Origin of the sequence: Proteiniclasticum sp. C24MP (genome assembly GCF_043951855.1) — a bacterium.
Classification (GTDB): Bacteria; Bacillota; Clostridia; order Clostridiales; family Clostridiaceae; genus Proteiniclasticum.
In genome coordinates, this window is record NZ_JBINJW010000003.1 from 77,434 (window position 1) to 95,961 (window position 18,528).

21 protein-coding genes and 1 riboswitch are annotated in these 18,528 nt (G+C 46.6%); of the genes, 20 read left to right on the forward strand and 1 reads right to left on the reverse strand.

Features of this window, described 5'->3' with window-relative positions; genetic code table 11:
• Positions 1-2: 2 nt before the first annotated feature.
• From hfq to ACHAL6_RS04520, 3 genes are all read left to right on the forward strand, one after another.
• Positions 3-245: an RNA chaperone Hfq gene (gene hfq / locus ACHAL6_RS04510; RefSeq protein WP_395269050.1), complete on the forward strand. Its 243-nt coding sequence runs from the start codon at positions 3-5 to the stop codon at positions 243-245.
• A gap of 168 nt (positions 246-413) precedes the next feature.
• Complete coding sequence (locus ACHAL6_RS04515) at positions 414-1,700, forward strand: aminotransferase class I/II-fold pyridoxal phosphate-dependent enzyme (RefSeq protein WP_395269051.1); 1,287 nt, start codon at positions 414-416, stop codon at positions 1,698-1,700.
• A gap of 140 nt (positions 1,701-1,840) precedes the next feature.
• Positions 1,841-3,148 (forward strand): hemolysin family protein, encoded by a 1,308-nt coding sequence (locus ACHAL6_RS04520; RefSeq protein ID WP_395269052.1) that lies wholly within the window; start codon positions 1,841-1,843, stop codon positions 3,146-3,148.
• 54 nt (positions 3,149-3,202) lie between these two features.
• On the opposite strand, the gene lexA is transcribed toward ACHAL6_RS04520, so the two are convergent.
• Entirely contained in the window at positions 3,203-3,808 is a 606-nt protein-coding gene (lexA, locus tag ACHAL6_RS04525; protein ID WP_395269053.1) for a transcriptional repressor LexA, read from the reverse strand.
• Between the two features lie 278 nt (positions 3,809-4,086).
• Between lexA and deoD the strand changes: the two genes are divergently transcribed.
• The 17 genes from deoD (at position 4,087) to ACHAL6_RS04610 (ending at position 18,528) form a co-directional block, all read left to right on the forward strand.
• Positions 4,087-4,803: a purine-nucleoside phosphorylase gene (deoD, locus tag ACHAL6_RS04530; protein ID WP_395269054.1), complete on the forward strand. Its 717-nt coding sequence runs from the start codon at positions 4,087-4,089 to the stop codon at positions 4,801-4,803.
• Between the two features lie 167 nt (positions 4,804-4,970).
• Positions 4,971-5,447, forward strand: coding sequence for a DUF2975 domain-containing protein (locus ACHAL6_RS04535; protein WP_395269055.1), 477 nt, complete (start codon positions 4,971-4,973; stop codon positions 5,445-5,447).
• 11 nt (positions 5,448-5,458) lie between these two features.
• Entirely contained in the window at positions 5,459-5,674 is a 216-nt protein-coding gene (locus tag ACHAL6_RS04540; protein ID WP_395269056.1) for a helix-turn-helix domain-containing protein, read from the forward strand.
• A 31-nt stretch (positions 5,675-5,705) separates the two neighbouring features.
• Positions 5,706-6,503, forward strand: coding sequence for a class I SAM-dependent methyltransferase (locus tag ACHAL6_RS04545; protein WP_395269057.1), 798 nt, complete (start codon positions 5,706-5,708; stop codon positions 6,501-6,503).
• Positions 6,504-6,625: 122 nt separating this feature from the next.
• Positions 6,626-7,123 (forward strand): hypothetical protein, encoded by a 498-nt coding sequence (locus tag ACHAL6_RS04550; protein ID WP_395269058.1) that lies wholly within the window; start codon positions 6,626-6,628, stop codon positions 7,121-7,123.
• A gap of 164 nt (positions 7,124-7,287) precedes the next feature.
• A riboswitch (cobalamin riboswitch) is annotated at positions 7,288-7,478 on the forward strand.
• 98 nt (positions 7,479-7,576) lie between these two features.
• On the forward strand, positions 7,577-8,944 hold the full coding sequence (locus ACHAL6_RS04555) for a cobyrinate a,c-diamide synthase (RefSeq protein ID WP_395269059.1): 1,368 nt from the start codon (positions 7,577-7,579) through the stop codon (positions 8,942-8,944).
• Positions 8,944-9,477: an ECF transporter S component gene (locus tag ACHAL6_RS04560; RefSeq protein ID WP_395269060.1), complete on the forward strand. Its 534-nt coding sequence runs from the start codon at positions 8,944-8,946 to the stop codon at positions 9,475-9,477. The genes ACHAL6_RS04555 and ACHAL6_RS04560 overlap by 1 nt, the downstream gene beginning before the upstream one ends.
• Positions 9,464-10,216, forward strand: coding sequence for a hypothetical protein (locus ACHAL6_RS04565; RefSeq protein WP_395269061.1), 753 nt, complete (start codon positions 9,464-9,466; stop codon positions 10,214-10,216). The genes ACHAL6_RS04560 and ACHAL6_RS04565 overlap by 14 nt, the downstream gene beginning before the upstream one ends.
• A gap of 4 nt (positions 10,217-10,220) precedes the next feature.
• The gene (cobU, locus tag ACHAL6_RS04570; RefSeq protein ID WP_395269062.1) at positions 10,221-10,793 is read left to right on the forward strand and encodes a bifunctional adenosylcobinamide kinase/adenosylcobinamide-phosphate guanylyltransferase; all 573 of its coding nucleotides are present in this window, start codon (positions 10,221-10,223) and stop codon (positions 10,791-10,793) included.
• The gene (gene cobS / locus ACHAL6_RS04575; RefSeq protein ID WP_395269063.1) at positions 10,790-11,539 is read left to right on the forward strand and encodes an adenosylcobinamide-GDP ribazoletransferase; all 750 of its coding nucleotides are present in this window, start codon (positions 10,790-10,792) and stop codon (positions 11,537-11,539) included. The genes cobU and cobS overlap by 4 nt, the downstream gene beginning before the upstream one ends.
• Entirely contained in the window at positions 11,536-12,126 is a 591-nt protein-coding gene (gene cobC, locus ACHAL6_RS04580; RefSeq protein WP_395269064.1) for an alpha-ribazole phosphatase, read from the forward strand. The genes cobS and cobC overlap by 4 nt, the downstream gene beginning before the upstream one ends.
• Positions 12,127-12,129: 3 nt before the next feature.
• Entirely contained in the window at positions 12,130-13,629 is a 1,500-nt protein-coding gene (locus ACHAL6_RS04585) for a cobyric acid synthase (protein ID WP_395269065.1), read from the forward strand.
• Positions 13,607-14,593 carry an adenosylcobinamide-phosphate synthase CbiB gene (gene cbiB, locus ACHAL6_RS04590; RefSeq protein ID WP_395269066.1) on the forward strand — a complete coding sequence of 329 codons (987 nt, stop codon included), beginning with the start codon at positions 13,607-13,609 and terminating at the stop codon, positions 14,591-14,593. The genes ACHAL6_RS04585 and cbiB overlap by 23 nt, the downstream gene beginning before the upstream one ends.
• Complete coding sequence (gene cobD, locus ACHAL6_RS04595; RefSeq protein ID WP_395269067.1) at positions 14,590-15,696, forward strand: threonine-phosphate decarboxylase CobD; 1,107 nt, start codon at positions 14,590-14,592, stop codon at positions 15,694-15,696. The genes cbiB and cobD overlap by 4 nt, the downstream gene beginning before the upstream one ends.
• A 5-nt stretch (positions 15,697-15,701) precedes the next feature.
• On the forward strand, positions 15,702-16,673 hold the full coding sequence (locus ACHAL6_RS04600) for an ABC transporter substrate-binding protein (protein WP_395269068.1): 972 nt from the start codon (positions 15,702-15,704) through the stop codon (positions 16,671-16,673).
• An 8-nt stretch (positions 16,674-16,681) separates the two neighbouring features.
• Positions 16,682-17,737, forward strand: coding sequence for a FecCD family ABC transporter permease (locus ACHAL6_RS04605; RefSeq protein ID WP_395269069.1), 1,056 nt, complete (start codon positions 16,682-16,684; stop codon positions 17,735-17,737).
• Positions 17,734-18,528, forward strand: coding sequence for an ABC transporter ATP-binding protein (locus ACHAL6_RS04610; RefSeq protein WP_395269070.1), 795 nt, complete (start codon positions 17,734-17,736; stop codon positions 18,526-18,528). Before ACHAL6_RS04605 ends, ACHAL6_RS04610 begins: the two co-directional genes overlap by 4 nt.

Below are 18,528 nucleotides of genomic sequence, written 5' to 3' on the forward strand. Positions count from 1 at the left end.
ATATGAATAAAGTAATCAATAATTTTCAGGATGTATTCCTGAATGGGGCTCGAAAAACAAAAATTCTGGTAACGATTCATCTGGTCAACGGCTTTCAGCTGAAGGGGATCGTGAAAGGATTTGATAATTATGTGATCGTACTGGAAACAGAGGATAAGCAGATGCTTGTCTATAAACATGCGATTACAACAATCACGCCAGGGAAACCTGTTCTCATACTGGGCGATGAAGAAGAAATAGAGTAGATTCAAAAAAGGCATATCATTTATGGTATGGCCTTTTTTGGCGTGAAGAATATTACGAAACGCAAAACGCATTTAAATCGAGGAGAAAATGTGGTATACTGTTCAATTGTATGTCAGTGATAAATAACAGAATAAACAGATGGACATAGACGGGAAAGGAAGAAAAGAATGTATACGAGATCTCAGGAATATCTGATGAATGAATATAAGATAAGCGCATCTGCTCTTGAACTCCACGATCGCGCCATGGAGGCAGTTGAACCGTTATTCAAAGAGTATGAGGACATAAGAGAATACAATCAGTTTAAAGTGCTGAAGGCTTTCCAGGAGGAAAGAATCAGCGATTATCATTTCACCAATACCACTGGTTACGGATATGGAGATGTGGGGAGAGATACGCTGGATCTTGTATACGCAAGAGTCTTCAAAGCGGAAAAAGCACTGGTGAGACCTCATTTCGTCAGCGGTACCCATGCGATCTCCAGCGTGCTCTATGGAATCTTGAGACCTGGGGATACACTGCTTGCCATCACCGGCAGACCCTATGATACGATTCTTGGGGTCATCGGAATTGATCAGACGGAAGAAGACGGGAATATCGGTTCCCTGAAGGATTTCGGAATCAGCTATGAGGAAATCCCTCTGAAGGACAATACGATCCAGACGGATGAAGTGCTGAAAACCTTAAGAGCAAACCTTTCTGTAAGAATGCTTCATGTTCAGAGAAGCAAAGGGTATACATCCCGTAACAGTTTCACCATTGCAGAAATCGAAAAGGCAATCAGCACGATCAGGAAGGAATTTCCTGAAGTGATTGTGTTTGTGGACAACTGCTATGGGGAATTCATTGAAGAGCGTGAACCCATCGAAGCAGGTGCGGATATTGTTGCAGGTTCACTCATCAAGAATGCCGGTGGGGGGATATCGCCCACAGGAGGATATATCGCAGGAAGAAGTGACCTGGTGGATCTGTCATCCTATAGACTGACAGTACCAGGTCTGGGTGGGGAGACAGGGTCGACCTTTGGCGTCATGAGAAGCTTCTACCAGGGACTCTTCATGGCCCCGCAGGTATCTGTCGAAGCGCTCAAGACTGCAATCTATGCTGCTAAGATCATGGAACTGGCTGGGTTTGAAGTGCATCCCAGAGCTGAAGTGAAAAGGACGGATATCGTCCAGGCCATCACTTTCAGAGATAAAGACAAACTCATAGATTTCGTCAAGGGCATTCAGTATGGTGCTCCAGTGGATTCCAATGCAACCTGTGAACCATGGGATATGCCGGGATACAAGGATCAGGTGATCATGGCAGCTGGTGCATTCATCCAGGGTGCTTCCATAGAACTGTCCTGTGATGCGCCGATCCGAGAACCCTATACAGCGTATCTTCAGGGTGGCCTGAGCTTCGACCATGGAAAAATCGGAATTCTTATTGCAATCTCAAGGATTCTCTGAAAAAAATACCCGCTGTGTGATATAATGAACACAATATAAAAAAAGAACATTCAAAAAATATGAAGAAAAAGGAGATTAAGATAGGTCAGATTTTGACCTAGATAAAATTTATGGATTCAAGTGATTTAGGTTCCCAGTTATTGTTTATTGTCGTACTCATCCTGATCAACGCTTTCTTTGCCATGGCTGAAATGGCAATGGTTTCTGCAAATAAAGTGCGAATCAGCATGATGGTTGAAAAAGGAAATAAGAAAGCCGAAAAGCTCTTGAAGATTCTGGAGAAACCAAGTAATTTTCTTTCTACAATACAGGTAGGTATTACTTTGGCAGGATTTCTTGCCAGTGCACAGGCTGCGACAGGGCTTGCAGTGCATTTGTCGGATTTCACCTCATCAATAGGATTGAAGTTGCCTGAGCAGGCTTCTATCATAATCATTACGATTATTCTTTCCTACTTCACGCTGGTTTTCGGAGAACTGGTTCCTAAGAGGATCGCGCTCCAGAATTCGGAAAAAATCGGCATGGCTACAGTAGGGATCATCGGCGTGATATCGACTATATTCAAGCCGTTTGTGCTGCTGCTTTCATTTTCCACCAATATATTTGCTCGTCTGGTCGGCGTGGACAGTGATACGCTGGAAGAAGAGGTTTCACTGGAAGAGATCCGATCCATCATTGAAGTTGGTAGGGAAAAGGGGGTCATCAATGAGACGGAACGGGATATGCTGGATGGTATATTCGAGTTCGACAATCGCCTTGCAAGAGAAATCATGACACCGAGAACAGAAGTCGAAATGATAGAGATCATTGAGCCGATCAATAATGTCATAACGAAAATAACCAACGGAAACTATTCCAGAATCCCTTTTTATCTGGATGAAGTAGATAATGTGGTAGGAATTCTCTACATCAAGGATCTCTTCAGGCAGCTGATCAATAAGGGAAAAGTGCATAATCTGGAAGATCTTCTCCGTAAACCTTATTTTGCACCGGAAAACAAATACATAGATGATCTTTTCAAGGAAATGCAGGTGGCCAATGCCCAGATGGCGATCCTTCTGGATGAATACGGCGGATTCTCAGGAATTGTGACCATAGAAGATATTCTGGAAGAGATTGTGGGGAACATTTATGATGAACATGATGTATTTGATGAATACATCAATAAAGTGACGGATAACATCTACCTCATCGATGCGCTGGTTTCAGTGGATGATTTCAATGATGCTCTTGGATTCGAGATTGAAACAGACAATGCGGATTCCATAGGCGGATATGTCATTGAACGTCTTGGAAGAGTACCGAAGAAGGGAGATTCCATCTTCTATCAGGGACATGAGTTCAAGGTACAGCAGATGTCAGGAAGAAGAATCAAAGTTCTGAAACTGATTCTGGACCAGAAGAAAATCGACAAGGAATATATTGATGCGAAAGACTCATCAAAGTAAATACACATGAAAAAAATCCTCTGGGAAACCAGAGGATTTTGTATTTGATCCAAATCAGTATTTTCTGTATAGGCCTACAAGCTTACCGATGATTTCACACTCGGTGACGATGATAGGTGACATGCTGGCGTTTTCCGGCTGAAGTCTGATATAGTTCTTTTCCTTGAAATATCTTTTGATGGTCGCATCGCTTCCGATGAGCGCTACAACAATGTCTCCGTTATTGGCGCTGCTCGCTTTTTCGATGAAGGCGAAATCACCATCATGAATTCCGGCTTCGATCATGCTTTCGCCTTCCACTTTAAGGATGAAAAGATCATTATCGTGTTTCACAAATTTCAAAGGAATCTGAAAGTAATCTTCGACATTTTCCACTGCAAGCACAGGTTCTCCTGCTGTGATTTTTCCGACCATAGGAATCGGAATCATTTCAATCTGCTTGTTCATCAGTTCAGGAATCATAAGCGCTCTTGGTTTTGATGGATCCCTTTCAAGTTTTCCGTCCTCCTCCAGCTGAAGAAGATAGGAATGCACTGACGATGTGGATTTGATATTTAAAGCCGTACAGATTTCTCGTACTGATGGTGGATATCCTTTGGCTTCTGTATAGGAAAGAACATAGTTGTAAACCAGCTCCTTCTTTAATTGACCTTTTTTCATAGCACTCACCTCAAGATTATTTTATAGTGATTATATCATGTATAGAGGCAATAATCAAACGAGCGTTCGAATATATAAGAATCATTGTCACAGTTTCATGCTCAAGTGAAATGAATTTGCGATATTGCCTGAAGCATGAGAAAGGATATCGCTTCATCAATGATTATGGAAGATATTTATCCCGTCTCATGGTAAAATAAGAGAGAAAAGGCAGGCTGAAGAAACGAAAACAGGCTTTTCTGCACTTCAGCATGTTAAAAGAAAATTGGAGGTATGTTATGTCAACACATATTGGTGCAAACAAAGGCGATATCGCAAAAACAATACTACTGCCGGGAGATCCGCTAAGAGCAAAGTTCATTGCTGAGACATTCCTGGAAAATCCGAAGCAGTACAACAACGTCAGAGGGATGCTGGGATATACAGGAACCTACAAGGGTGTGGAGGTCTCTGTTCAGGGAACAGGAATGGGTATTCCATCCATTTCCATCTACGTTCATGAACTGATTCACGAGTACGGCGTAAAAAATCTGATGAGAGTAGGAAGCTGCGGTTCCATGCAGGAACATGTCAAAATCAGAGATGTCATTCTGGCAAGCTCCGCATCCACTACTTCTTCCATAAACAAGAACAGATTCAGAAACATGGACTTCGCTCCAACTGCAAGCTTTGAGCTCCTGCACACCGCTTATACCAAGGCGAAGGAATTAGGGGTCAATGTACATGTAGGCAACGTGCTTAGCTCAGATATCTTCTACGATACAACTGGTGCAGCAAAGCTGTTTATGGATGCAGGAACACTTGGAGTGGAAATGGAGGCTGCAGCGCTTTATACAGAAGCTGCGCTTGCTGGTGTCAATGCTCTTACACTGCTTACGGTTTCAGACAGCCTGATCACCGGAGAGGAGACCACTGCACTGGAGAGACAGGAAACATTCAAGGAAATGATGAAGATTGCCCTGGAAACTGCTGTGGCAATGGCTGAAGTGGAATAGATCCCATCCAGTTTCATAAAAAATACAGGTGAAGAGCTGGCAGAGATAAAAGTCTCTGTCAGCTCTGTTTGCTTTAAACAATAAAATATTATTGATTATCGATAAAATTAATGATATAGTATTTATGAAATAAAGTATATTCACTATGTAAGAAAGAAGGTTTATTTATGAAGAGAATGAGCATTTCCTTATTTCAGATCGGAGTATTGTTTATCACCCTATGTATAGTACTGCTTGCAGCATTCTGGCTGCCGCAGACAGCAGCCGTTTTTGCTGAAGATGCACCAGAATATGCATATCTGCAGTATCCGCTTCTTGTAGCCATTTATGTGACGCTGATCCCTTTTCTCTGTGCCATTGTGGAAGGACTTCGGTTAAGCAGAAGAGTAGCATTGAATGATGCCTTCTCGGATCTGTCGGTTCTTCATCTCAAGAGAATCAAGATGAGTGCATTCATCATTTCTCTGCTTTATCTTACCGGAGGCATCATCCTCAATACTCTGGTGGACATGGCTCCGGGAATAGCACTGCTTGGCATCATCATCATGCTTGCATCCCTCATGATCGGACTCATAAGTGGGATACTGGAAGAATTATTACGAAAGGCGCTTGAGATCAAAGAAGAAAATGATCTCACCGTATAAGAGGTGAAGATATGGGAATCATTGTGAACCTGGATGTCATGCTTGCCAGAAGAAAGATGAGTGTCACAGAACTGTCTGAGCGGGTTGGAATCACCATGGCCAATATTTCGAATCTGAAGACAGGAAAAGCGAAAGCGGTGCGTTTTTCAACGCTGGATGCCATCTGCAGAGCACTGGACTGTCAGCCAGGTGATATACTGGAATTCCGGGACGAGATGGAAGACTAGAAAAAAACAGTACAATTGGGGAATCATGTGAATGGATTTTGAAAAACTGAAGAAAATGGATAATGAATTTGAGCGTATTGCTGCAACTTATGAAATCTTCCAGGAAAATACCAGGCTAAGCTGGTCACAGGCTGCCCGGGTGGAGTTTCTGACCACTGTGAGATACATTGAGAAGTATCTTGAGCCTGGGATGAAAATCCTGGACATCGGTGCTGGAGCAGGTGAGTACAGCATTCATTTTGCGAAGAGCAATTACGAAGTGCATGCACTGGAGCTATCCGAAGTGAATATCCGGGCATTCAGAAAGAAACTGAATAGTGAGATGAACCTTTCTCTGGTTCAGGGGAATGCCATCGACTTATCCATGTATGGGGACGCATCTTTTGACATCGTTCTACTGTTTGGTCCGTTGTATCATCTAAGCAGGGAAGAGGACAGGCAGAAGTGCATCAGTGAAGCGAAAAGAGTGCTGAAAGATGACGGGACACTGTTCTTCTCCTTTATCAGCAATGACATGGTCATTCTGACGGAGTTCAAATACAGGAAGAACTTCTTTCTGGAGGACACCTATGATCATGACACTTTCAAGGTGAATGATTTCCCATTTGTCTTTTTCACCCTGGACCAGTGCAGAACCATGCTGAAATCAGCAGACATCAAGGTGATGGGGGAAGTGGCATCTGATGGGGTCTCGGAACTGATGCAGGATGAGGTGAATGCTCTTGATGAAGTCTCTTATGCGAAGTATCTTGACTATCATTACTACACTTGTGAGAAACCGGAAATGCTTGGAAGAAGCAATCATCTGCTTTTCATCGGAAAAAAATAGAGGATGAAATCTCTTGAGGCTGATCCGGAAATGTCCTGTGAATACAGCAGAAATCGGGATAGGATTCATGAAGATGACAACAGGATTCCGTCCTGATTATAAGAACTGGAAGGAGATACAGTATGGCTAAAAGATGGATCCATATAGCTTTGATGCTTACTTCTTTTCTGATTCTCACTGGTTGTCATCCGCTGTCAATCCAAAAAAGAATCAGTGATTCAACAGGGATCTCTATACCTCATTCTATGAGAATCGACTATGAGGATACCCATGGTGGATTTCATGGAGATGGCGAGACAACTGCCATTGTAGCGTTTCACGAAGACGCTTCGAAAGACGTTCGAGCTGAAATATCAGAGAACATGAACTGGCTGAGACTGCCGCTTGAGGAAAGCCTTGACATTATGATGTACGGCGGGGTTAAGGACGGTATTCTTTATACCTATGAGTATGCTGAACTTCTTTCTATGCCTCGTATAGAAAACGGATACTGGTATTTCGAAGACAGGCTGCCTGAAGGCAGTCTGAAGGAGCTGCTGGCCTTACCATCCTACAACTTCACCGTGGCAGTCTATGACTTTGATACGGATATCCTCTATTATCTTGAGGTGGATACGTGATTCATTCTGCAGACCGGAACATGCTGGGAGACAGCGTTTCAGATTATCCGGTGCAATGAAATGGAAGACAGAGAATCAGGCCATTGATATTTTTTTATCCGGATCAGTCAAAATAATCCTTTGACATTATAATACTACCTGCACTATACTGTGGATATAACACAAAACGAAATAATACATTAGGTATCTTTACTTCAGGTAAAGATTTAATAGGGAAAGAGGTTAGAATCCTCTACAGCCCCCGCTACTGTGAACAGGGATGAAATCTTCAATAACCACTGAGTTAAGCTCGGGAAGGTGAAGAGAGTAAGGTGATCTGTAAGTCAGGAGACCTGCCTAATTGTAGTTCATCATTTTCATAACTTCGGAGGGAGGTTTGTGAGTTTTTTCTTTTGCAGAAAAACACATGGATTTCGCCATGTGTTTTTTATTTTTTTTCTGGGGGGTTATTAATTGAAACAGATCATGATTTCAGGAACAGGAAGTGGCACAGGGAAGACAACGATCAGCACAGGGATCATGGGGGCATTGAAAAGAAGAGGACACAAAGTGATTCCTTTCAAAGCAGGTCCTGACTATATCGATACCGGATTTCATAAAGCGGCGACAGGATTGTCCTCTGTGAACCTGGATATATGGATGGCGGGTGAATCCCATACGAGGTTTCTTTATGGACATCATATGGAAAAGGGGGACTTTGCCGTGGTGGAAGGGGTCATGGGCCTCTATGACGGAACAGGGGATGAAAAGTGTACTGGGAGTACGGCGCATACGGCAAAAATCCTGCACCTTCCCGTGATTCTCATCATTGACGGGGAAAAGACAGGCAGCTCAGCTGCTGCCGTAGTCCTTGGATTCAGGGAATACGACAAAGAGTTGAATCTGGCGGGTGTGATTGTGAATCGTGTCTCCTCGGAATCTCACTACAGACTCATAAGAGACGCAGTAGAGAAAAGGACTGGAATACCCTGTCTGGGCTATGTTCCGAATGATCCGGATGTTCATCTTCCCTCGAGACACCTGGGCCTTGTTCCGGAAAATGAGTCCCGGGGTGCAGATACCGTGATGGAAAAGACAGTCTCTCTCATGGAGAAGTACGTGGATCTGGATGGTCTGGAAAGAATCGCAGCGTCAGGCACCAGAGGAGAGAATCTGAAAGACCCTCGAGAAGATCTGAAAAACATGGGGGCAGGACTTCGGATCGGCCTGGCGAAGGATGATGCCTTTTCCTTCTACTACAGGGACAATCTGGAGCTTCTGGAGTATTTGGGGATGGACATCATACCCTTCAGTCCACTGAAGGATGAAGCACTTCCTTCAGACCTGGATGCGGTCTATCTGGGCGGAGGATTTCCGGAAGTGTATGCAGTGCAGCTTTCTTCCAACCTCTCTTTCCGGAAGTCCCTATATGAGGCCATGGAAGATGGAATGCCTGTCTATGCGGAATGCGGAGGCTATATGTATCTGACCCAGGGGATTCTTGATGGGGAAGGAGCGTTTCATGACATGGTGGGATTTCTTGGAGGACACTGTGAAATGACGAAGAAACTCCAGCGTTTCGGCTATGCGGAAGTGACAGCTGAAAACGGAGCAGTATTTCGGGGCCATGAGTTTCATCATTCCAGGTGGATCGGCCGGGCCTGCGTGAAGCATTCTCTGTCTCTTAAAAAGCCGGATCACATGAAAAGCATGACGCACTGGACATGCGGTCAGAGAAGAAAAAACGTGCAGGGAGCCTATGCTCATATACATTTCTACAGCAATCTCCATGCAGTGGGTGACATCGCTCAGCTGCTGGTGAAAAGAAAGGAGTCGAAATAATGGAAAAATCTCAATCAGTGATAAAAACGAAGAATCAGGTCCTTGTTCTCATGAGCCTTCTGGTGGCATTTTCCTATATGGGTTCTCTTGTGAAAATCCAAGGCACCATCGCACTGGATGCACTGCCTGCATATCTTGGTGCACTGCTTCTGGGACCGCTTCCCGGCGCAGTTATCGGATTTGCCGGACATCTGCTCACGGCGGTGACCAGCGGGTTTCCCATGTCGCTGCCGATGCATCTTTTCATCGCTGCCCTGATGGCTATGACCATTGGGCTCTTCGGTTGCATTGCAGAAAAGGTGAATCTTTTTCTGGCGACTCTGACGGGGGTTTTCATGAATGGTCCCGTGAGCACCTTGGGGGCATCGTATCTTGCAGCTGTGCTTGGACTGGGTTTTTCTGGAAAGATCATGTTCTTTGCACTGATCCTTCCCCTGACCCTCACTTCCCTTGTGAATGCAGCAGGGGCGGTGGTGCTGTATAAAGTCCTGAAGGCAAGACATGTTCTGGGAGGTCATCATGAAGTATCGTGATCTTACGCTGATACCGTGGGATGAGGAAAGCTATCTGGTGGTTTCCTGCGACAGCTCAGGAGGCATTGGAAATAGGAAGCGGGACGCTGTACCTGTATCGCCGAGAGTTCTTGGCTTTCATACAGCGCAGGTGGCTCTTCTGGAAATGCTGAGCGTTGGTGTTTTCCCTCTGGTTCTCTGCAACACCCTGTCTGTGGAGATGCATCCTTCGGGAGAAGAAATCCTGAAAGGAATTCATGATGCACTCAGCCTTCTGGAAGATGGGGACCAGGTGGAGATCACTGGCAGTACGGAGGAAAACATCATGGTTTCTCAGACCGCCATAGGCATCACGGTTATGGGGAAAGCGGCGAAGAAAGACTTCTTTTTTCCCGAAACCTTTGAGGGGGACCAGGCGGTGGTCATAGGAAAGCCCCTGATGGGGGAAAGCGTCCTGGAAGCGAAGCGCTCAGAGCTGTTCGGTCTGAAGACGCTTACGAAGCTCCTGGGAAAAGACTATATCCATGAGGTGATTCCGGCAGGGTCCCAGGGCATCATCCAGGAGATCCGCCTTCTGGAGAAACGGACAGGGCTGGTATTTCTGGAAGCAGAATCCAATCCGGTGGATCTTCATGCATCTTCAGGGCCGGCCACGTCAGCGCTCATCACGCTTGATAGAAGTGAGGTAGAAACACTGAGAAAGGATGCGGAAATGCCGGTCCATGTAGTGGGTGAATTTGTGAGAAAGGAAAGGGGTTGAGCTTATGGGAAAAGTCATACTGGTAACCGGAGGCGCGAGAAGCGGGAAAAGCGGATTCTCGGAGAAATTGCTCTCTGGAAGAGACGCGGTGCTCTATATCGCCACAGCTACTCCCCTGGATGAGGAGATGGAGAGACGGATTGCGCATCATAAAGCCCAGAGACCTTCTTCATGGGAAACGCTGGAAGCCTTTTCTGATCTGGAAAGAAAGCTCTCCGAAAAGAATCGGGAATATCAGGGGATTCTTCTGGACTGCATCACGGTGATGCTGACCAATCTTCTGTTTCAGCATCTGGATTTTGAGGAAGACCAGTCCTCGGAACAGTTCTGGGCGGATTTTGAGAAAGAGGCTGCGATGGGGCTTCAGAAGCTCCTTGATGGAGCGCGGAGCATGTCTCACACATTCATCCTGGTCACCAATGAAATCGGCATGGGACTGGTTCCGGAGACGGCTTTGTCAAGACAGTTCCGTGACCTGGCCGGCCGCATTAATCAGATGCTTGCCAGAGAGGCGGATGAAGTCTACCTCCTGGTATCAGGCGTTCCGCTGAAGATCAAGGAGGGGAATCTCTCATGAGTGTTTTTCTGCAGCTGATTTCTCTCTTCACGAAAATCCCGATTCCGGAAAGAATCGGATTTGATGCGGAAAGGTTGAGAAAAGGCGTCCGTCTCTTTCCGCTAGCAGGCCTTCTAGTGGGGCTGCTTCAGGCGGCGGTGGCAGTGCTGGCATTGCGGTTTTTCAGCAGAGAAGTCGCTGTGGCTGTCTCCATGGCCTTCGTCATTCATCTCACCGGCGGGCTGCACCTGGATGGCCTTGCAGATACCATGGATGGGATCCTGTCAGCGCGAAGAAGAGAACAGATGCTCCTCATCATGAAAGACAGTCGCATCGGGACCCATGGAGTTCTTGCACTGATTCTGTTTCTTCTGCTGAAGTTTCTCTTTCTTCTGGAAGTGGAGAAGTCGCTTCTGATCCAGATTCTTGTGGTCCTGCCTGTGGTCGGAAGGACATCCATGGCGATGATGCTCTGGGGCAGCCGGTATGCAAGAGAAGATGGACTGGGAAACCTGTTCATCGGAAAGACTCTGCGGAGAGAATCCATCTATGCAGGGGCAGGTGGGGCGATGCTTCTATATGCTCTTAATGGTCTTTCCGGCGTGCTTGCGCTTATTCTGGTCTTTCTCATGATGCTGCTTTTCAGAAGACATCTGGAAAAACTTCTGGGCGGACTCACCGGAGATACACTAGGTGCCATGAATGAGATGGCAGAGCTCCTCTTTCTGCCTCTGATTCTACTGCTTCAGGGAGGTGGACTGCTATGACCCGATACTATTTTGTAAGACACGGCACCACGGACTGGAACAAGACAGGCATCTACTTCGGACTCACGGACTGTCCGCTGAATGTGGAAGGCATACTGGAGAGCAAGAAGCTGGGCGGACTGCTATCGGGAATTGATTTTGACGAGATTTATGCAAGTCCCATGAAAAGGTGCACGGATACAGCAAGGCTCATCACAGGAAGAAAAGACCTGAAGACATCGGAAGCGCTTCTGGAGATGGATTTTGGTCTCTGGGAAGGGATGCATTATACGGAGTGTATGGAGAAATTCCCGGAAGAATTCAGCAACTGGTCTTCGGACTACAGAAACTATGCACCGCCAGGCGGTGAAAAGTACTGGGACTTCTATGCCAGAGTCCGTGGTTTTTATGAAGCGGTGCTGACGGAAGAGAAGAAAAATGTCCTTATCGTCACGCACAAAGGGGTGCTGCAGCTTCTGACATCCCTGCTTCTCACTGGAGAGGACGCTCTCTTCTGGAACTTCAGCTTTCAGCATGGAGCGTACAGCGTTCTTCTGAAAGACTCCGGCCACACAACCATAGAACGAATGAACATCAGGGAGGGATAATTTATGAGCAGAAACATCATGGTCCAGGGGACGTCTTCCTCAGTAGGAAAAAGTATTCTGGCGGCAGCCTTCTGCCGCATCTTCACACAGGACGGATACATCGTTTCTCCGTTCAAATCCCAGAACATGTCACTGAATTCCCATGTGACCACAGAGGGACATGAAATGGGCAGAGCACAGGTTCTGCAGGCGCAGGCGTCCAGAAAAGCACCCCACGTGTCCATGAATCCGATTCTTCTGAAGCCTACGACAGACCAGAAGTCTCAGGTCATTGTCATGGGGAAGGCGGTGAAGGATATGAATGCATCAGATTACTTTCGCTGCAAGCATGAACTGAAGGAAGTGATTCTCTCCGCTTATGAAGAGCTTTCGGAAAAAAGCGACATCATGGTCATTGAAGGGGCGGGAAGCCCCGCTGAAATCAACCTCAGAACCGACGACATCGTCAATATGGGATTTGCGGAAATGGTGGATGCGCCGGTGATCCTTGTGGCGGACATCGACCGGGGAGGTGTCTTCGCCTCCATCTACGGCACAGTGATGCTGCTGGAGGAAAGGGAAAGGAAAAGAATCAAAGGGGTCATCATCAATAAATTTAGAGGAGACCCCACTCTTCTCACCTCAGGCATAGAAGAGCTGGAAGGGCTCATCGGCATCCGCGTTCTGGGCATCATTCCCTATTTCTCACTGGATCTTGATGAGGAAGACAGTGCCATGGATCTGATGAAATTTTCGGAATCAGCAAAACCCAAGCTTGAGATTGCGGTGATAAGGGCTCCTCATCTCTCGAACTTCACAGATTTCCAGCCTCTTTCCGTTCTGGGGGAGGTCAAGCTGCGATTTGTGGGGCTTCAGGAGGAAATCGGTCATCCGGATCTGATCATACTGCCTGGAACCAAGTCCACGGTGGAGGATCTTCGGAAAATGAAAGAAAGCGGAATGGATGAAAGGATTCTGAGATCTCATAAGGTTGGGACGCCCATCATGGGCATCTGCGGGGGTTATCAGATGCTGGGCGAAAGCATCTGTGATCCCTATGGTGTGGAAACGAAAAGGCTGGTGACTGAGGGGCTTGGTCTACTTAAGATGGAGACCCGGTTTGCGGAGGAGAAGAAGACGTTTCTCGTGGAAGGCACCAGTGGTTATGGTGACGCGAAGATTTCGGGCTATGAGATCCATATGGGTGAAAGCCTGCACAAAGAGAAGTATTCCCCGCTTCTGACCATCACAAAAAGAAGCAATAAGGAAGTGGATCCTGTAGAGGAAGGGGTCATGGACAGGGAGAGGGGTTTATTCGGCACTTATGTTCATGGAATCTTTGAAAGCGCAAGTTTCACCAGATCCCTTCTGGATGATCTCTGCGCGAGGAAAGGCATTCCTCCCATAGAGGAAACAATCACCGATTACTGGGACCATCGGGAGGAAGAACTGGATAAACTGGCACAGATCGTACGCGAGAATACGGACATGGAGGAAATCTATGCGATACTTGCTGAAACCTGAAGCGGTCTATGTTCTCCTTGCGCTGATGATGGATTTTTTCCTGGGAGACCCTGAAAGGATCTATCATCCGGTCAGAGGCATCGGTCTTTTCATCTCAAAAGCGGAAAAACGAATCAGAGAGAAGACGTCATCTCCAGGACATTTGAGGGTATGGGGGCTTCTCCTATGGATCGTCACGGTATTTGGAACCTTTCTTGTGGTCTATGGTCTGCTTCTCATCGCTGCGGGAATCCATTCGTTTCTTCTCATCGCGCTTCAGACCCTCCTGATCTGGCTTGGCCTTGCGGCCAGGTCCCTGGAAAGAGAAAGCGGAAAAGTGATTGTGCCCCTTCAAAGTGGAAGTCTTCGGGAAGCCAGAAAACATCTGTCCTACATTGTAGGAAGAGATACAGAATCTCTTGATAAGGAGGGCATCATCAGAGCCGCAGTGGAAACCGTCGCAGAAAACACGTCAGATGGCGTCATCGCGCCGCTGTTCTATGCTTTTCTTGGAGGAGCCCCGCTTCTCTGGGCCTACAAAGCTGTGAACACGCTGGATTCCATGGTGGGGTACAAAGATGAGCGGTACGGAGATTTAGGCTATGTTTCAGCAAAAATGGATGATCTTCTGAACTACATTCCCGCACGCCTCACAGCACTTTCACTTATATTGTCTTCGCTTCAGCCCGGGTATTCCTTCAAAGGAAGTTTTCATATATGGAGACGGGACAGAAGAAATCATAAAAGTCCCAACTCCGCTCATCCTGAGGCAGCTGCAGCAGGAGCGCTGGGCATTCAGCTTGGAGGAGATGCAATCTATGCCGGAAAGACCGTTCAGAAACCATTCATTGGGGATGAAAGAAGACTTCCGGAAGTGGAAGACATCAGAAGGGTCCATCAGCTGATGTATACTGCCACGCTTCTCTTTGCGCTTACCTGTAGCCTCATCCATGTACTGATTTTGAAAGGAGGTGATTTGTTTTGAATTATCATGGTGGTGATATCTACCAGTATAAAGAAGAAATGACGGACTTCAGCGCCAACATCAATCCCCTGGGTATTCCGGAGCATTTCAGTAGAATTCTCACGAAGGACCTGTCCAGCCTCACCAGATACCCGGACAGACACTACAGAAAACTGAAGGCATCCATAAGGAAGTATCTTCAGCTGGACCAGGAAGCCCATCTAGTTCTGGGGAATGGTGCCATCGAAGTGATCTACAAAACCATACAGGCGCTCCCAGTGAGAAGCGTGCTCATAGCATGCCCTACTTTCTCGGAATACGAAAGAGCCGCCAGGATGGCTGGGATTCCCGTACGGGAAGAAGTGCTCTATGACGGGAAGGGAAAGCTTGACGTTAAAGCGCTTGCGAATCTTCTGGAGGAGAAGGACCTGGTCATAGTATGCAATCCGAACAACCCCACCGGTACGCTGACCTCTAAAGAAGAGCTCCTTGTGCTGGGAAAATTGATTCAGGAGAAACAGGGATACCTCCTGGTTGATGAAACCTTCATTGAATTTACGAAGGACTATCCGGAAACAAGCGTCATGGATGCAAAAGAGGGAAATTTCATCATCATCAGAGCGCTTACGAAATACTTCGGCATGCCTGGAATCCGTCTGGGGTATGGTGTGTTTCATCAGAAGAAACTGGCCAGTGAAGTGGAGGAGCTCATGGAACCCTGGCACATCAATTCCATAGCCGACCTTGCAGGGCAGACCGTGCTTCATGACAGAAATTATCAGGAAGCGACAAGGCGGTGGATTCTGGAGGAGAGCGCTTTTATCATGATGGAACTGGAGAAGCTCACAGACTTCACTTTTCTTCCCACGGAATCAAATTTCATACTGCTGACTTCGAAGAGTCATAAAGCGGAGAAGATTCAGGAGATGCTTCTTGAGGCAGGACTTCTGATCCGACTTCCCATCGGATTCAAAGGGCTCAGCGACAACGCCTTCAGAATCGCCATCAAGGACCACGCTTCAAACAGGAAGCTTCTAGCTGAACTGGAGAAGATCGAGCGGAGCGTTAGCTTGAATCAGGAAAAAAGAAAAAATCAGATAGATAAAAATAATAAACTGGAGTGATTGAAATGAAAAGAAAGATAGTAGCCTTACTGACTGGACTAATCCTTACTGCGGGAGTTTTCACCGGATGCGGCGTGAAAGAAGAAGCGGAAGCACCTATAGAGAGTGAAACCATCGAAACACCAGCAGGCGGGGAGGAAGTGAATGAAGAGCATACGATGTATCCGTTAACCATAGAAGATTCCTTCGGCACTGCGGTGGTCCTTGAGAAGAAACCGGAAAGAATCGTTTCCGTTGCTCCGAGCATTACAGAGACGATCTTTGCCTTGAATGCGGAAGAGTATCTGGTAGGCAGAACGGATTACTGTGATTATCCCCTGGAAACAGCTGATGTGGAATCCATTGGCAGTCTGAAGGAGCCGAATATCGAGAAGATTGTGGAACTTGAGGCGGATCTTGTCATTGCTTCCACACACTTCAGTGAGGAAGTCTATGAAAAACTGAGTGACCTGGATATACAGGTGATTGTACTGAATCCCAATGACAGCTTTGAAGGAGTCTTCGGTGTCATAGAGGCGCTTGGTGAAATCACAGATGAAAGCACCACTGCAGAGCAGCTGATAGAAGGGATGAAGGCTTCTATTCTTGAGGTCACGGAGAAGGTCAAGGGACTGGAGGCCCCCAGTGTGTACTACGTTGTCGGGTATGGCGAGTTTGGAGATTATACAGCAGGCGGAGATACGTTCATCAGTGAGATGATCGGTATGGCCAATGGCAGAAACATCGCGGATGATGTGGAAGGCTGGAGCTACAGCATAGAAAAAATCGTCGAACATGATCCGGATCTGCTCATCGTGTCAGAACACTATGATGCGAAAAGCGGTGTGATGGAAGCAAACGGATATAAGGATCTGCGTGCCGTGAAGGAAGGAAATGTCTTTGAAATAGACAACAATCTCATAGACAGGCAAGGTCCAAGACTTGCGGAAGGATTCAGCGCACTGGCCAGACTCATTCATCCGGATGCGTTCAAATAGGTGGGAAGATGAGTTTTGTTGAAAGAAAAGGGTTTTACCGATCTCTTTTCTTCCTGCTTCTTCTCGGACTTCTGATGCTGATGATCTTTGTGAGCACACTTGGTGCAGCGGAAATATCTTTTCTGGATGCACTGGCTGTTCTATTGAAGAAAGTGCCTGTTGCTGGAGATCTGATTCAAGAGGATGGACTAAAGACCCATGAAATCATTATGCTGAATATAAGGCTGCCCCGAGTGATTCTATCGGCTATCATCGGAATGGGCCTTTCAGTGGTCGGTGCGGCCTTTCAGGGCATGTTCAAAAATCCCATGGCGGATCCCTATGTAATAGGAGTTTCTTCAGGTGCCGCATTGGGTGCAAGCATTGCCATAACCCTTGGGTCCGGCTTTCTGCCTGGTTTGTTTCTATCCGTTCAGTTCATGGCTTTTCTGGGTGCAGTCATGACAGTGGTCTGTGTATACGAGATTGCAAAAGTCGGGACAAGGATTCCGGCAGTGACCCTGCTTCTGGCTGGGGTGGCTGTCAGCGCCATGGCTTCGGCCATGATTTCCGTACTGATGATTTTCAACAGAGATCAGGCCGACACCATCATCTTCTGGACCATGGGCTCTGTGGCGGCAGCCAGATGGGAGCAGATTCTGTATCTCCTTCCTGTGGTCAGTATCGGAACGCTTGTCATTCTGTTCTATGCGAAAGATCTCAATCTGATGATGGCGGGGGATGATGCAGCACACAACCTGGGCGTGGAAATCGAAAAGACGAAGAAAATGCTGCTGGTTGTCTCTTCCCTGATGATCGCATTCATTGTATCTTCCAGCGGAATCATCGGATTTGTGGGCCTCATCGTTCCCCATGCGGTAAGACTGCTGCTGGGTCCGGACCATCGTGTGCTCATTCCCTTCTCTGCCCTGGGTGGAGCAGTGTTTATGATTCTGTCCGATACTATTGCCAGAACCTTGCTGGCGCCAATGGAAATACCTGTAGGTGCCATTACCGCGCTTTTTGGTGCACCCTATTTCATATTCCTTCTGCGTAGAACCAAAATAAGGGGGATTTCTTTATGATAGCCATCTCTGTAGATCAACTGGACTTTGCCTATGAAGAAAGTCCTGTATTAAGAGGGATTGAATTTTCTCTGGAGAAAGGAAAATTCTATAGTATATTAGGACCCAATGGCTCAGGAAAGACCACGCTGCTTAAAAATATACAAAAAATATATAAAAATAATAAAGAATGCGTATATATAAATGGTGAAGACATCACATCCATCTCTGTGAAGGAGCTTTCAAAACGTCTTTCTGTGGTTCCACAGGAAACACACATGGATTTTGACTTTTCAGTGCTTGATATGGTCCTCATGGGGCGGTCCCCATATCTGAAGCGTTTCGAAACGGAAAGCGGCAGTGATCTTAAGCTGGCGGAGAGTGCCATGAAAATCACAGATACATGGAGACTGAAAGACAAATCAGTACGGAGCATCAGTGGCGGAGAACTGCAGAGAGCCATAGTTTCTCGAGCTATGGTTCAGGATACGGGTATCATGCTCTTGGATGAACCGGTATCCCATCTGGACATCCATCATCAGATTGGCATATTGAAGACCGTGTCAGGCTTCTCAAAATCCAAGGAGATCACAGTGGTAGCTGTGCTTCACGATATCAATCTTGCCATCGAGTTCAGTGATTCATTGATGCTGCTGAACAAGGGTGAAATAAAGGCCATGGGTCCACCTGAAGAGGTGATTACAGAAGAGATGATCCGAGAACTCTACAATACGGAGTGCATGATCATCAGAAATCCATCTTCGGGGAAACCCCATGTCATACCAACCGAACTGAGTATAAAAGGAGATTGA

What these genes read in the sequence shown, in the direction of transcription:
- hfq (WP_395269050.1), top strand. Translation starts at nt 3, where the DNA reads ATGAATAAAGTAATCAATAATTTTCAGGATGTATTCCTGAATGGGGCT.
- ACHAL6_RS04515 (WP_395269051.1), top strand. Translation starts at nt 414, where the DNA reads ATGTATACGAGATCTCAGGAATATCTGATGAATGAATATAAGATAAGC.
- lexA (WP_395269053.1), bottom strand. Translation starts at nt 3,808, where the DNA reads ATGAAAAAAGGTCAATTAAAGAAGGAGCTGGTTTACAACTATGTTCTT.
- deoD (WP_395269054.1), top strand. Translation starts at nt 4,087, where the DNA reads ATGTCAACACATATTGGTGCAAACAAAGGCGATATCGCAAAAACAATA.
- ACHAL6_RS04535 (WP_395269055.1), top strand. Translation starts at nt 4,971, where the DNA reads ATGAAGAGAATGAGCATTTCCTTATTTCAGATCGGAGTATTGTTTATC.
- ACHAL6_RS04540 (WP_395269056.1), top strand. Translation starts at nt 5,459, where the DNA reads ATGGGAATCATTGTGAACCTGGATGTCATGCTTGCCAGAAGAAAGATG.
- ACHAL6_RS04545 (WP_395269057.1), top strand. Translation starts at nt 5,706, where the DNA reads ATGGATTTTGAAAAACTGAAGAAAATGGATAATGAATTTGAGCGTATT.
- ACHAL6_RS04550 (WP_395269058.1), top strand. Translation starts at nt 6,626, where the DNA reads ATGGCTAAAAGATGGATCCATATAGCTTTGATGCTTACTTCTTTTCTG.
- ACHAL6_RS04560 (WP_395269060.1), top strand. Translation starts at nt 8,944, where the DNA reads ATGGAAAAATCTCAATCAGTGATAAAAACGAAGAATCAGGTCCTTGTT.
- ACHAL6_RS04565 (WP_395269061.1), top strand. Translation starts at nt 9,464, where the DNA reads ATGAAGTATCGTGATCTTACGCTGATACCGTGGGATGAGGAAAGCTAT.
- cobU (WP_395269062.1), top strand. Translation starts at nt 10,221, where the DNA reads ATGGGAAAAGTCATACTGGTAACCGGAGGCGCGAGAAGCGGGAAAAGC.
- cobS (WP_395269063.1), top strand. Translation starts at nt 10,790, where the DNA reads ATGAGTGTTTTTCTGCAGCTGATTTCTCTCTTCACGAAAATCCCGATT.
- cobC (WP_395269064.1), top strand. Translation starts at nt 11,536, where the DNA reads ATGACCCGATACTATTTTGTAAGACACGGCACCACGGACTGGAACAAG.
- ACHAL6_RS04585 (WP_395269065.1), top strand. Translation starts at nt 12,130, where the DNA reads ATGAGCAGAAACATCATGGTCCAGGGGACGTCTTCCTCAGTAGGAAAA.
- cbiB (WP_395269066.1), top strand. Translation starts at nt 13,607, where the DNA reads ATGCGATACTTGCTGAAACCTGAAGCGGTCTATGTTCTCCTTGCGCTG.
- ACHAL6_RS04600 (WP_395269068.1), top strand. Translation starts at nt 15,702, where the DNA reads ATGAAAAGAAAGATAGTAGCCTTACTGACTGGACTAATCCTTACTGCG.
- ACHAL6_RS04605 (WP_395269069.1), top strand. Translation starts at nt 16,682, where the DNA reads ATGAGTTTTGTTGAAAGAAAAGGGTTTTACCGATCTCTTTTCTTCCTG.
- ACHAL6_RS04610 (WP_395269070.1), top strand. Translation starts at nt 17,734, where the DNA reads ATGATAGCCATCTCTGTAGATCAACTGGACTTTGCCTATGAAGAAAGT.